The organism is Arthrobacter sp. YN, from assembly GCF_002224285.1.
Lineage (GTDB): Bacteria > Actinomycetota > Actinomycetes > Actinomycetales > Micrococcaceae > Arthrobacter.
The window spans coordinates 4,478,511-4,492,323 of the sequence record NZ_CP022436.1; the positions used below are offsets into that span (position 1 = coordinate 4,478,511).

A 13,813-nucleotide genomic window follows, 5' to 3' on the forward strand; every position below is an offset into this window, starting at 1 on the left:
GCGGGGTCGCTTTGCCTCCACCTGATGGAATGAACACCAGTGGACGCAGGGCGACCCCGCGTTGCTGTGACCGGGACTTTTAGCGGTCGTTCCGGGGTTCTTGCCCCGCAGCCGCCCGTTGAACAACGGCCTCGAGTTCGTCCTTGGTGAGCATCTCGCGGTGGCCATGCTTGGTGCGGTAGGCAGAGCGACCCACCATGTGGGCGGACACGGGTGCCGTCAGCAACTGGAAAATCCATGCCACCAACAGAACCGGCCAAACCCACCACGTGCGCATTTGCAGGCCAATCGCGGCAAGCATGAGGAACAGCCCCAGGACCTGGGGCTTGGTTGCTGCGTGCATGCGGCTCATGAGGTCCGGGAATCGCAGCAAGCCGATGGCAGCGCCCAAGGACATCAGGGCTCCCACCACCAGGAACACTGCGGTGACAGCATCGATCACGACGTCCACGCCGGTGGCATCAGGACTCATTGTTCTGTTCCCTCCGTTCAGCCACGAACCGCGCAACGGTCACTGATCCGATGAATCCGATCACCGCGAGGGCTACCAGCAGCATCAGGTTGTTGAGGTGCCTGTTCATCGCCATGTCGATCGCCAGTGCAGCACCCAGGATGGCCAGCAAGACGTCTGAGGCCAGCACACGGTCCAGCAGGGAGGGGCCGATGGCGATGCGGACAATCGCGCCCGCGGCAGCCAGGCTGAGGATCACCGCCGTGACCACAAGGATGATTTCCTTCATCGTGCTGCCCCTTCCATTCCCGGACGTACTTCGGCGTTGAGGGCTTCCACTTCTTCGCGCGTGCCCATGATCCGGATCAGCCGCGCTTCAATGATCTGGACTTCCTCGCGAATTTTGTCGATGTCCGCTTCTTCGTAAATATTGAGCGCGTGCAGGTACAGCGTGGACGTCGACCGGTCCACTTCCACCACCAGCGAGCCCGGAATCAGCGAGATGACGTGCCCCGTGGCCGTCACCATCAAGTCCGAGTGGCTGCGCAAGGGAACGGCGACGACGGCGCTGCGCACCTTGGGTCCCTTGACCACGGCCAGGAACAACACCAGGAAGCTCGCTGCCACCACTTTGGCGAGGAACATCAGGGCGAAGGGAATGGCGCGCAGGATGTTGAACCTGCCGCTCAGTTCCACGGGTGGAAGGTAGAACAGCTTGGCTACCAGCACGGCTATCAGCGCACCGAACAGCAGGTTTCCGGGACTGAAGTCCCGCCACAGTGCGCCCCAGACAATGACCAACCAAATGAGCAGCGGGAGTTCGGTACGGAACGAAATGGGCTTACGGCTCATTTGGCATCACCCGTCTGCATTTCCTCGGGCGGCCCAAGCGGTGGCACCTCGACCGAGTCGCCCAGGACCGAGTGGATATAGGCCGAACGATCCAGCATGATCCCGGCGGAACCGTCAGCTACTTGGAAGAGCGGACCGGCGAAGACCGTCAGCGCGACACCGAAAACTACCAGTCCCGCCGTCGAACCAACCATGGTCCGCGGCAAGACGCCCACGTTCCCGGGATTCAGGAGAGCTGGGTCCGGGTACTCAGCGTCTTCGGGCTTGCGCCAGAAGGCCCTGTTCCACACGCGGGCGATGGCCAGCAGCGTCAGGAGGCTGGTGACCACGCCACCCACAACCAGCGTGATGGCCAAGGGTGTTCCCAGGTCCACGCCGGCCTGCAGGAGGCCCAACTTTCCCAGGAAGCCTGAGAACGGCGGAATGCCTGCGAGGTTCATGGCCGGGACGAAGAACAGCAAGGCCAGCAACGGGGAAAGCTTGGCCAAACCACCCAACCGGTCCATGGACGAACTGCCGCCCCTGCGTTCTATGAGACCAGTGACCAGGAACAGGCTGGTCTGCACGGTAATGTGGTGCGCCACGTAGAAGACGGCGGCGCCCAACCCTGCAACGGAACTCATCGCCAGACCAAACACCATGTACCCGATGTGGCTGACCAGGGTGAACGACAACAGACGTTTGATATCGCTTTGGGCCAAGGCACCTAAAATGCCCACCACCATGGTCAGTAACGCCACCACCATGAGGGGAACATTCAGGGTGTCACCGGGGAACAGGAGTGTTTCCGTGCGGACCATGGCGTAGACACCCACTTTGGTCAGCAAACCTGCGAACACGGCCGTAACCGGCGCCGGTGCCGTCGGGTAGGAGTCGGGGAGCCAGAAGGACAGCGGGAACACGGCCGCCTTGATGCCGAAGGCCACCAACAGCATGACGTGCAGGAGGTTTTGGGTGCCTTGGTCCAGTTCCGCCAATTTGATGGCAAGGTCCGCCATGGTGATGGTCCCCGTGGCCCCGTAGATCATGGCGATGGCGATGAGGAACAGTACGGATGACACCACTGACACCACCACATAGGTGACGCCTGCACGGATGCGCGGCCCGGTGCCGCCCAAGGTCATGAGCACGTAGCTCGCCGTCAGCAGGATCTCGAAGCCTACGTAGAGGTTGAAGAGATCGCCGGTGAGGAAGGCGTTGGACACGCCCGCCACCAGGATCAGGTACGTGGGGTGGAAGATCGAGACGGGTGCTTCCTGGTCGCCGTCGGCCATGCCTTGGCCGGTGGCGTAGATCAACACCGCAAGGCTTACCACGGTGGAGACAACCAACATGAGCGAGGAGAACTGGTCCACTACCAGGACCACGCCCCACGGCGGCAGCCATCCGCCCAAGGTGACTGACGTCGTGCCACCGTCCCATACGGAGATCAGCAGGAGGCACTCGAGCAGCAGCGTCGCACTCAGGATGCCGATACTCACCACACGCTGGGCGGTGTGGTGCCTGATTAACAGGAACGCAAGAGCGGCACCCAGAATCGGCAGGAGGACAGCTAGCGGCGACAGGTTTGCGAGATTCACGCGCTGCCTCCTTCCTGGTTTGGTGCCTTGCTGGGGGTCTCGGTTGCTTCGGGGTGAGTGTGGTCCGAGGTGTTGGCAGGGGTGACGGCGAATTCCGAGGTTTCCAACGGCACAATGGCGTCGTCCTCAGCATCGAAGCTGGGCGTCTTGGCAACGCGACGGTCCTCAAGGTCATCCTGGATTTCGTCCTGCCGCGCCAGGACCCACGTGCGGTAGATGATGCCCAGCATGAAGGCCGTCACGGCGAAGGAAATCACGATCGAGGTAAGGATCAGCGCTTGGGGCAGAGGATCGCTATAGGCGTCCGGGCTGGTTTCTTTGGTGAACAAGGGGGCCAACCCGGCGTATCCGCCGGTGGTCAGGATCAGGATGTTGGTGGCATTGGCCAGCAACATCAAGCCCAACAGCACACGCGTCAGGCTCCGCTCCAGGATTAAGTAGATGCCGCAGGCGTACAAAACGCCCATGACGATCAGCAGGGTCAGGTTGATGCTCATGCGGTACCTTTCCCGGATGCGGCGGATTCAGCGGCTTCGCCTGCAAGGTCGGCGGCGTCTTCCTCTGCCAGGGGCGCGCCCTGGCCCTCAAAGTGTTCATCGATTTCGGCACCGAGGCTGCGGAGAACGTCGAGGGCCAAGCCCACCACCACGATGTACACGCCGATGTCGAAGATGGTGGAGGTGACAAACTTGACGTCTCCGAAGACCGGCAGCCAGAACTCGATGATCGCGCTCTGGAACACCTGTCCGCCGAGGAAGAGCGGTACCAGACCCGAGGCTGCCGCCGTCGCGAGTCCCGTCCCCAAAAGAGTTCCGGCGCTGACTGTCGCAGCCTCGCTCAACTCGAACCGGCCGCCCGCAAGATACCGGATGGTCAGGGCAAGCCCCGCGGTGAGGCCACCGGCGAAACCGCCGCCAGGCAGGTTATGGCCGGCAAGGAGGAGGTAGATGGAGAAGACGATCATCGAGTGGAAAATCAGTCTGGTCACCACTTCGAAGATGATCGAGCGGCGTTCGGGAGCCAGGGTGCGGCCCGCCACCAGCCACGCGTCGCGGCTGACGTCAGTGAACTTTTTGGCCACGGCCAGCGTGGCACCGTCCCGGGAGTCACGGTCGACGCCGGTGCGCCGCCCCACGCTGCCTTCCGGCACTGCCTCTGAGGTCTTAATCCGATCACCGCGGCTGCGAACGAAGATCAGGCTGGCCACGCCCGTGGCCGCGATGGCGAGCACTGAAATTTCGCCGAACGTGTCCCAGGCGCGAATGTCCACCAAGGTCACATTGACGACGTTCAGGCCGCCACCGCCCTCATACGCCAGACGTGGGAAGTCCAAGGAAATGGGTGTGGCCACGCGGGCTCCCATGGCATAGATCGCCACGAAGATCATGGTGATGCCGAACGCTGCACCGATGATCACGCGGATCACCCGAAGCCTGCCCCCGGTCCTGTCCCGGAGCTCAGCCGGTAGGCTGCGCATGGCGAGCACGAACGCCACCAGGACGATGGTCTCCACCAGCATCTGTGTCAGTGCCAGGTCCGGAGCGCCCTGCAAAGCAAACATAAGGGCAATGCCGTAGCCGGTCACGGACACCATGAGGACCGCAAGGAAACGCTTGTTGGCCCGGACAGCAGCCAACGCACCCACCACGATTCCCGCTCCGGCAACCATTTGCAGCGGAGAGTTGGGGTCGATGAAGTAGATGCCTTCCGGCAGGGGCTTGTTGGCCGCAATCAAAGCGGCCAGCGGTACAGCGAAAGCTACGGTGAGGATGACCGCCAAGTAGAAGTAGAGCGAACCACGCTGCGTACGGCCAGTGACCCAGACAGCGATGTCGTCCAGCGCGCCGATGGTGTGCTGGTAGGCCCGGTCGCCATCAATCCAGTCCGGAACCAGGCTTTGTACCCGGGACACCATGTTGCGTCCGTAGAACATCGCAGCACCTGCCGCGAACGTTATCGCTGTCAGCCCCAGCGCGGGGGTGAAGCCGTGCCACAAAGCCAAGTGTCCGGCGTCGACCGCGTCCGGCCTTTCGGCGAACAGCGCCGCATAAGGCTGGATCCACGTGTCGACGGGAGCCGGCCACAGGCCGTAAACGATGGTGAGCAAGCTGAGGATTGCAGGGGCTGCCAGAAACGCAGGCTTGATCGGTTTGAACGGCGTGGGTTCTACACCCGGCTTGGTGGCAAACGCGCCCCACATGAAACGGGCGCTGTACGCGAACGTGAGGATCGAGCCGATCACCAGGCCCACCAGCATCCAGACACCCCAGGCGGGAGCGTTGCGGCCAGTGGCGAAATGGACAAAAGACTCAAGGACGGATTCCTTGGCAACGAAGCCAGCCAAAGGCGTCACGCCAGCCATGGAAGCCGCGGCAATCGCCGCCACCACGCCGAGGGCTCGGGAAGAACGGAAGACACCGGAAAGTTTGCGGATATCGCGTGTTCCTGATTGGTGGTCAATGATGCCCACCACCAGGAACAGCGCAGCCTTGAACAGTCCGTGGGCCAACAGGAGCGCGAGCCCTGCCAGTGCCGCGTCCGGCCGTCCAAGGCCCACCACCATGGTGAGGAAGCCCAGTTGACTCACCGTGCCGTAGGCGAGGATGAGCTTGATGTCAGTCTGGCGGAGGGCCCGGTAACCACCCACGAGCATGGTGGCCATGCCCAGCCCCAGAACCACCGGCAACCAGAATTCCGATTCGGAGAAGCCCGGCGCCAGTCGGGCGACGATGTAAATGCCGGCCTTCACCATCGCCGCGGCGTGCAAGTATGCGCTGACGGGTGTGGGAGCGGCCATGGCGCCCGGCAGCCAGAAGTGGAACGGAACCAGCGCCGATTTTGTCACGGCACCGGCCAGGATAAGTACGACGGCGGCAGCCACCGCTCCCTGCATCGGGCCGGTCATGAGCGTCCCGGCTTGGTCCAGGATGGCTGAAATGCGGTAGGTCCCGGCTGCCTGGCCCATGATGATCAGGCCAACAAGCATCGCGAGGCCACCGGCGGTGGTGACCATGAGCGCCTGCAGCGCCGAGCGGCGGGCGGCCAAGCGGGTGCGCGCATAACCGATCAGCAGGTAGGACAGGATGGTGGTGAGTTCCCAGAAGATGAACAGCATCAGGAGGTCATCGGAAGTCACCAAGCCGAACATGGCTCCGGCGAAGGCGAGGAGTTGGGCACCGAAGCCGCCCAAGTCCGCGTCTTTGTTTTTAAAGTAGCGCGCACAGTAGACCAGCACCAAGGAGCCCACACCGAGGATCAAGAGGGACATGACCCACGCCAAGGGATCCATGCGGAAGGCCAGCTCCAGCTTAAGGCTGGGGATCCAGGGCAGTACTTCTTCTATGCCGCCACCGGAATATACAGGCCCGTACTGGAAGAGCAGCCAAATGAATGCGCCTGCCGGAACAGCTGCCAGTGCGTAGAAGGCGTTCCTGCCAAGTTTGCTGAAGATCAAGGGCGCCACAGTTGCCGCTACAAAGGTGATGGCGAGAACTGTGATCACTGTTTTCTCCGCAAAGTCAGGAACGAATTGTCAAAGTTGGAGCAGGCGGTCATACGTTGGGTTCGGTTTAGCTAGTTTATCAAGCGGGACGGACAGTTTTTCGCCAAGGAAGCGGGCTGGAGGTTACGTTTCAATCCCTGTTCTCCACATAGCGGTCTGTCATCCGCCCGCCGTTCTCCCCTCCGCTATAGCATCGGGCTATGAACCCGGCCGTAGTTCCCGAAGCCTCCCCACCGACCTCCGAGCTCGCCTCAGGACCTGTCGCCTCCAAGAAGGGCCAGATCCTTGCGTGGGCTTCCTGGGACTGGGGTTCGGCTGCATTCAATGCGGTCATGACCACGTTCGTTTTCACCGTGTACCTCACGTCCAATGCTTTCGGCGGGGAGGACGCTGCCTCGGCGGCGCTGGGTGCTGCCCTGGCCATCGCTGGCCTGGCCATTGCACTGCTTGCTCCTGTCACTGGGCAGCGTTCGGACGCCGGCGGCCGCCGCAAGCTGTGGCTCGGGGTCAACACAGCCGCCACTGCCGTGCTCACTGCGCTCTGCTTCTTTGTCTTTCCCCAGCCCGAGTTCCTGTTGCTGGGTGTTTGCCTCATCGCGCTGGGCAACGTCTTCTTTGAGTTCGCCGGCGTCAACTACAACGCCATGCTGGCGCAGATCTCCACACCCAAGAACATTGGCAAGGTCAGCGGCTTTGGCTGGGCCATGGGATACCTGGGCGGAATCGTTGCCCTTCTGCTGGTTCTGCAACTGTTCGTCCAGCCGTCCTTCGACTGGTTTGGCGCCTCGACGCAGGACTCCCTCAACATCAGGCTCGTGGCAGTCTTCTCTGCGCTGTGGTTCTTCATTTTCGCCCTGCCAGTGATGTTCGCCGTCCCTGAAGTCCAGGCGAAGAAGGCCACCGCTTCCTTGGGGTTCCTGGCCTCCTACAAGTTGCTGATCCGCCGTATCGGGGCCATCTACCGGACCAGCCCGCACACCATCTACTTCCTGCTTTCCAGCGCAATCTTCCGCGATGGCCTCGCTGCTGTGTTTACCTTCGGCGGTGTCATTGCTGCAGGTACGTTCGGTTTCGAACTCAAGGAAGTCATCTTCTTCGCCATCTTCGGCAACGTGGTCGCTGCCGTCGGCGCCATCATCGGCGGTTTCCTGGATGACAGGATCGGACCAAAAACTGTGATCGTCCTGTCTTTGGTCGGCCTCCTCATCGCCGGCACCTTCATCCTGATCCTGGGCAACGGCGACTACGTCTTCCTCGGTAACAAGTGGCCCGGCAGCAACACTTTTTGGGTCTTCGGCCTGCTGCTCTGCCTGTTCGTAGGCCCTGCGCAATCGTCCTCGCGGGCCTACCTGGCCAGGCTTGCACCGGAAGGCGAGGCCGGCGAACTCTTCGGCTTGTACGCCACTACCGGTCGGGCCGTCAGCTTCCTGGCCCCCACCCTCTTCACCCTGTGCATCGCCATCGCCTCTCCCTTGGTTGCCGAGGGCGAAGCCCAACGTTGGGGCATCCTCGGAATCATGGTGGTCCTGCTTGCCGGCCTCTTGGTGATCCTGCCGGTCAAGCCGCCGGCGAAAGTGGAAATAGCTGTGGTCCCCGAGCGTTAACTACAAAGGACCGGTTGAAGTGCGAGGGCCGTACCGGACCGGTTCAGGACAGTTTAGGGTGGAGCTATGAACGTGGATGAGACCGAACTCCCGGGCCTTGGGGTCCGCAAGGACTTCGTGACGGCCTCAGGCCGTCGCATCGGTGTAGTGGAGCTGCGGGAAGGCGAAACAGAGCTTTTCGTCTCAACGTGGGACGATCCTGACACGTGCCAGGCGTCTATTCCGCTGACTGCCGATGAAGCGTCAACGCTGGGGAACCTGTTGGGCGGCCAGCACATTGCCATGCGCTTGGCAGAAGAGCATCGCGAGATACCCGGCATTGTCACCCGCCAGTTCTCCATCACTCCTGATTCGCCCTTCGTCAACCAGCCCATGGGCAAGGCGCAGATCCGCACCCGCAGCGGTGTCTCCATCGTGGCGATCATGCGCGAAGGCGAGGTTGTCCCCTCGCCCGCACCCGACGTCGTACTTCACACCGGCGATTTGCTCGTAGCGGTCGGTACCCAGGAAGGTCTTGACTCGGCAGCCGACATCCTTCGCAACGGCTGAGCGGGATGGACCCGCTCGCACTAGCCCTCGTTGAATTGGGGGCCGTCGTCTTCTGCCTCGGCCTCTTGGCTCGACTAGCGGGCCGAATCGGCATGTCCCCTATCCCCCTCTACCTCGTGGGTGGACTGGCCTTCGGCGCCGGCGGGTTCGTCAAGCTGGACGGCATGCACGAGTTCGCCCATCTTTCCGGGGAAATTGGCGTCATTCTCCTGCTGCTGATGCTCGGGTTGGAATATACGGCGTCCGAGCTGGTTACGGGCCTCCGGCGATCATGGCAAGCCGGTGTCGTGGATTTTGTCTTCAACTTCCTGCCTGGCGCAGGATTGGCCGTCCTCCTCGGCTGGGGGCTGGTAGGCGCCATCGTCATGGGTGGAGTTACCTACATATCCTCGTCAGGCATCGCGGCCAAGGTCATCACCGACCTGGGCCGGATTGGTAACCGCGAAACACCCGTGGTTCTCTCCATCCTCGTTTTCGAAGACCTGGCCATGGCCATTTACCTCCCCATCCTCACCGCCATCCTTGCCGGCGTCGGTTTCCTTGGCGGACTGCAGACCGTAGGCATTGCCCTTGCCGTTGTCACCGTGGTGTTGGTCATCGCGCTCAGGCACGGCCACCGCGTCTCGCAGGCAGTTCACAGCGAGAACTCCGAGGTATTCCTCCTGAACGTTCTGGGGCTGGCTCTTCTGGTAGCCGGCATCGCTTCTGCACTTCAGGTTTCCGCGGCCGTTGGCGCATTCATGTTGGGCATCGCCATCTCCGGCGCAACGGCCCACAATGCCACGAGAATCCTTGAGCCGCTGCGGGACCTTTTCGCGGCAATTTTCTTCGTGGCGTTCGGACTCAACACCGATCCCACGTCGATTCCGCCTGTCCTCGGCTGGGCGCTTGTGCTGGCCGTCGTCACGGCGGCAACCAAAATGCTCACGGGGTTCTGGGCCGCCAAACGCGCCGGTATTGCGATGCCCGGCCGCTTCCGTGCAGGGGCCGCCTTGATCGCCCGCGGCGAATTCTCCATCGTCATCGCGGGCTTGGCCGTCGCTTCGGGAGCAGTTCCCGACGAACTCGCAGCACTCGCCACGGCCTACGTCCTCATCATGGCCATCCTGGGTCCGCTGGCTGCCCGCTTCGTGGAACCAGTGGTCAAGGCCCTCCGCCGAACCCCCGGCGCCCCGCCCCGGACCCCGGAGCGCGCCCCAGCCTAACCCAGGCCTCCCCATCCTCCCGACCTCCCGACCTCGCCGAGGGGCGACGTCTCAACCAAAAAGGGCCTACCCAAAGGGTCGAGACCTAACCCCTCACCACACGCCCCACCACCTGTCTCGCCGAGGGGCGACTTCTCAACCAAAAAGGGCCCACCCAAAGGGTCGAAACCTAACCCCTCGGCGGCCATCCGCCCTGTACTAGCGCCTCGCGGATGCGGCGAACAACGCCGTCGTAGCCGCGTTCCCGTACATGCTCGGCGGTAACGACGACAGAGATCCAGCCGTTTGATGCGAGCGCCGCCTCGCGTCGGATATCGGACTCCTTCTGAGCGGGACTAAGGTGATGGCCGCCGTCGTAATTGATCGCAACCTTGAAGTCGGGATAGGCGAGATCCGGCCACGCCACTTCGCGGCCCGACGGATCACGCACCGCGTAGCTCAGGACAGGTTCCGGCAGGAAGTCGCGGCCCATGGCCAGTCGCAGCCTGGTCTCGGGTACAGAATCGGCGCCCACACGGGTCAACTCCAGCGCTGCCCGCGCCTTCCGAATGCCACGCATGCCGGTATGTCGATCGACTTGTGCCTTGAGATCCTCAGCAGAGCAAAGGGGAATCCTGTTATGGCCGAAGCTACGGGTTTGGCTGCAGATGAAGTAGTCGGCTGCAGCGACCAAGTCCTCGAAAGCCAGCACCGCAGCTAGATCCAGCCACGTGCGGGCGGGGCTGGTCACGGGAATCCCGTCCACGGAACTGATGTCCGGCACAGCGAGCACCATTCGATGTCCCTTGACTCCCCTGCGTTGAGGCCGAAATGTGCCGTCGGACCTCGTCAGATGAACCAGGAAATCCTGCTGGGCATCCCAAGGCAGTGGGCATCCCCACAGCATCGCAGCCGTCTCCCGACAGCAGATGGCTCCTTCAGTAATGCCGGTGAGGAGGCGGGCAGTGTGCGCAGGGTCCTGTTGTTCCCCCCAAGGAACCCGGACTCCCCTGCTGGCAACGCGAAGATCGCTATTCCAGGCACGATGATCCGGCATACCCGCCGCCCGCTGCTCGGCGAGCGTAAATGAACGGCCCCGTATCTCGATCGGGAGGGGCGTGGAAATCCTCATCAGCCATTGTTGGCATGGTTGAAGATGCGCTGAGAGGTTACCCACAGTGTGGAGGACTAGTGGAGCTGAGAAGGCCTCATCGAGGGGCGACGTCTCGGCCGAAAAGGCCATCCAAAGAGCCGAGAGCTCACCCCTCGACGCAAGAGAAAGAGCCGAGAGCTCACCCCTCGACGCAGACAGAGGGCGCAGTAGAAGGCTAGATGGACGTCCGGTGGAAGTTCTGGTGGCTGCGGCTGGCGGTGGGTCCTCGCTGGCCCTGGTATCGGTTGCCGTATTCACCGGAACCGTAGGGGTGCTCGGCCGAGGACGTCAGCCGGAAGAAGCACAGCTGGCCGATCTTCATACCGGGCCACAGCTTGATGGGCAGGGTGGCCACGTTGGAGAGTTCCAACGTCACGTGGCCCGAGAATCCGGGGTCGATGAAGCCGGCGGTGGAGTGCGTCAGCAGTCCGAGCCGACCCAAGGACGACTTGCCTTCAAGGCGCGCGGCAATGTCGTCGGCGAGGCTGACTGTTTCGTACGTGGAGCCCAGGACGAACTCGCCCGGGTGAAGGATGAAGGGTTCGTCTCCTTCCACCTCCACCAACCGGGTCAGCTCGGGCTGTTCCTCGGCGGGGTCGATGTGGGCGTATTTGTGGTTGTCGAACAGCCGGAAGAACCGGTCAATACGGACGTCCACGGAAGACGGCTGCACCATCGCGGGGTCGTACGGCTCAAGAACAATCCGTTGGGAGTCTATTTCGGCACGTATGTCGCGGTCAGAGATCAGCACAGCATCAAAAATACCCCATGCGTCCAAGTCCCCGTGCATTGTCCGGGCGGCCCCGTGGGACTATAGTTCCCGGACATGTAGAACCGCGCCCGTACCTGGGGGCAACGAGCATTCGCGGGGTAATTGTGAAAAAACTGGCAGTGCCGGCTTCCATTGTGCTGGCCGGGGCGCTGGCCCTCTGCGTCGCCGCCTCCAGCCAGATCCTGCCGGCCACGGACGCGGGTCCAAGCGGCAGCACCACTCCCTCTTCCAGCGTCGAGTCTGGTCTGACGGCACCTGAGTCAAGCACGACGCCGGACGCCGCACCTTCCGCGGATACCCCCGCGGCCGGCGAAGCCTCCGACCCCGCCACCGTGCCCGTCCCGGAAGAAGGCTCCGAAAGCGGTGCGCCGAGCAGGCCCATCGCCTTGGACCCTGTCATCGAGACGCCGCCGCCTGTGCCGAACATTGGGCCGTCGTGGGGTCCGGATGGTCCGCCGGCGGACCCGACGGACCCGGCGGACGGGACGGAGAACCCAGGCACCAGTGACCCTGATGTGTCCAGCCCAGCCGAGCCGTCGCCCTCGGAGTCGTCACCCTCGGCACTTCCGACGCCGACAGCGCCAGCCATGGGCCCACTACCGTCGGCCTCGCCATCGCCAACAGCAACAGTCGCCCCGACAACAACGCCCTCTCCCCCTCTGACCGCCACGCCCACAGCGTCGCCGTCCGCATCCGCTCACGCGACCCCCTCACCGAGCGCAACGCCAACGCCAAGCGCCACGCAAACACCCCCAGCCGCGCAGCCTTCCACTGCAACCCCAACGCCCAGCCCCACACAGACCCCAACACCCAGCGCCACCCCCTTCCCCGGCAAAGCCCCCAACGGTGAAACAGATCCGGACAACGGCGCCCTTGCCCTCCTCCCGGACAGCAACACCGCCGCGATCCTGACGGTGTTCAACGCGATCAACAGCTATCGAGCATCCTTGGGCCTGGCCCCGGTGAAGTACCACGCGACAGTGGCGAGCCTTGCCCAGGATTGGTCGAACAACATTGCCACCCGGGAAGTGATCCAACACCGCGCCAATTTCTGGACGGACCCGCGTGCGCTTAATCCGAACAACGGCGCAGGTGAAGTCATAGCTGTCCGCTGGGACCGTGATGCGGCGCAGTTGGTGGAGTGGTGGAAGGGTTCCCCGGGGCATGATGCCCTGCTGCGTGATCCCCGGTTCAACGTCATGGGCATCGGCATTACGTACACGGACGGCAACTGGCAGACCACGCCCAACCGCTACACGCTGTGGGGGGTGGTGAATTTCTTTGGTTACACCTCGCTGCCGGCCGGAACCACCAATGCACCCGGCGGAACGGTTACTCCTCCGACGGATCCCATCGGAGCGTGCCAGCCGGGCGCCAAATACCAGCCGCCCACCGTCAACCTCAGCTCCGCCTCCATCAGGAGCGCAGCAGATCTCGTCTCCGTCGCGGCGGACGGAACGGTGTATTCCTACCCCTCCTTGGGGAACGCCAAGTACGGCGCAGCCCGCAAGATCGGCATCGGTTTCACGGGGCTTAAGGAACTGTTCGTCAATGATTGGGACCGCGACGGCGTCTTCGACCTCATTTACCAACGCACCGACGGGGCCCTCCTGGTGTATCCGGGGAGGCAGTCGGGCGGCTTCGGTTCGCCTGGAGTACTGGGCCACGGCTGGCAGTCCCTGAACATTGCGGTGGGCAACTGGTGCGCCAACAACCGGCTACCCCAGATTGTCGCGATGGACGCATCCGGCGGGCTGTGGCTCTACCAGAACGCCGGGATGACGTACATCCGGTCGCAGGCCGCGATCGGAACGGGAAACAAGGCCGTCCGGCTCAGCATGGTGGATTACAACGCGGATGGTTTCCAGGATCTGCTCACCGTTGAGCCCAATGGTTCCTTGCGCCTGTACCGGGGCAGCGGCCTGGCAACGCCCAAGCAGGAAGCCCGGCCCATTGTGGGCGCCGCGTGGACGGATTACTCCGGACTGCGTTCCTTGCGGGGCGTCACGGGGGCAAACACCACCGGCATTGCGGGCCTGGGCACCAACGGGGTCCTGGAGTACTGGGACCTCACTACGGGAAGGCTGACCACGCCCATAGCGGTGGGTGGCGGCTGGACCGGCTACAAGCTCGCCCAATAGCCGACCCGACGAAAAAGCAAAAAAC

12 protein-coding genes are annotated in these 13,813 nt (G+C 63.0%); 4 read left to right on the forward strand and 8 right to left on the reverse strand.

The window, feature by feature from the left end:
- Positions 1 to 79: 79 nt before the first annotated feature.
- The 6 genes from mnhG to CGK93_RS20595 are packed head-to-tail and all read right to left on the reverse strand — an operon-like array spanning position 80 to position 6,385.
- Positions 80 to 472, reverse strand: a complete 393-nt coding sequence (gene mnhG / locus CGK93_RS20570) for a monovalent cation/H(+) antiporter subunit G (RefSeq protein WP_089596422.1) — start codon at positions 470 to 472, stop codon at positions 80 to 82.
- A complete protein-coding gene (locus CGK93_RS20575) occupies positions 462 to 740 on the reverse strand; it encodes a monovalent cation/H+ antiporter complex subunit F (protein ID WP_089596423.1) in 279 nt (92 codons plus the stop codon). Before CGK93_RS20575 ends, mnhG begins: the two co-directional genes overlap by 11 nt.
- Positions 737 to 1,303 (reverse strand): Na+/H+ antiporter subunit E, encoded by a 567-nt coding sequence (locus CGK93_RS20580; RefSeq protein ID WP_089596424.1) that lies wholly within the window; start codon positions 1,301 to 1,303, stop codon positions 737 to 739. The genes CGK93_RS20575 and CGK93_RS20580 overlap by 4 nt, the downstream gene beginning before the upstream one ends.
- On the reverse strand, positions 1,300 to 2,883 hold the full coding sequence (locus CGK93_RS20585) for a Na+/H+ antiporter subunit D (RefSeq protein WP_089596425.1): 1,584 nt from the start codon (positions 2,881 to 2,883) through the stop codon (positions 1,300 to 1,302). Before CGK93_RS20585 ends, CGK93_RS20580 begins: the two co-directional genes overlap by 4 nt.
- Positions 2,880 to 3,380: a Na(+)/H(+) antiporter subunit C gene (locus CGK93_RS20590; protein WP_089596426.1), complete on the reverse strand. Its 501-nt coding sequence runs from the start codon at positions 3,378 to 3,380 to the stop codon at positions 2,880 to 2,882. Before CGK93_RS20590 ends, CGK93_RS20585 begins: the two co-directional genes overlap by 4 nt.
- The gene (locus tag CGK93_RS20595; RefSeq protein ID WP_089596427.1) at positions 3,377 to 6,385 is read right to left on the reverse strand and encodes a Na+/H+ antiporter subunit A; all 3,009 of its coding nucleotides are present in this window, start codon (positions 6,383 to 6,385) and stop codon (positions 3,377 to 3,379) included. The genes CGK93_RS20590 and CGK93_RS20595 overlap by 4 nt, the downstream gene beginning before the upstream one ends.
- 200 nt (positions 6,386 to 6,585) lie before the next feature.
- Between CGK93_RS20595 and CGK93_RS20600 the strand changes: the two genes are divergently transcribed.
- From CGK93_RS20600 to CGK93_RS20610, 3 genes are all read left to right on the forward strand, one after another.
- Complete coding sequence (locus tag CGK93_RS20600; protein WP_089596428.1) at positions 6,586 to 7,989, forward strand: MFS transporter; 1,404 nt, start codon at positions 6,586 to 6,588, stop codon at positions 7,987 to 7,989.
- A 66-nt stretch (positions 7,990 to 8,055) separates the two neighbouring features.
- Positions 8,056 to 8,538, forward strand: a complete 483-nt coding sequence (locus CGK93_RS20605; protein WP_089596429.1) for a cation:proton antiporter regulatory subunit — start codon at positions 8,056 to 8,058, stop codon at positions 8,536 to 8,538.
- A gap of 5 nt (positions 8,539 to 8,543) precedes the next feature.
- Positions 8,544 to 9,743, forward strand: a complete 1,200-nt coding sequence (locus tag CGK93_RS20610; protein ID WP_089596430.1) for a cation:proton antiporter — start codon at positions 8,544 to 8,546, stop codon at positions 9,741 to 9,743.
- 169 nt (positions 9,744 to 9,912) lie between these two features.
- Here the strand turns inward: CGK93_RS20610 and CGK93_RS24300 are convergent, their stop codons facing one another.
- Complete coding sequence (locus CGK93_RS24300; protein ID WP_232481437.1) at positions 9,913 to 10,518, reverse strand: endonuclease domain-containing protein; 606 nt, start codon at positions 10,516 to 10,518, stop codon at positions 9,913 to 9,915.
- Positions 10,519 to 11,050: 532 nt separating this feature from the next.
- A complete protein-coding gene (gene dcd / locus CGK93_RS20620; protein WP_011776299.1) occupies positions 11,051 to 11,626 on the reverse strand; it encodes a dCTP deaminase in 576 nt (191 codons plus the stop codon).
- Positions 11,627 to 11,766: 140 nt separating this feature from the next.
- Here dcd and CGK93_RS24305 point away from each other — a divergent pair, with 140 nt between their 5' ends.
- A complete protein-coding gene (locus CGK93_RS24305; protein WP_232481438.1) occupies positions 11,767 to 13,788 on the forward strand; it encodes a CAP domain-containing protein in 2,022 nt (673 codons plus the stop codon).
- The last annotated feature ends 25 nt before the right edge of the window (positions 13,789 to 13,813 follow it).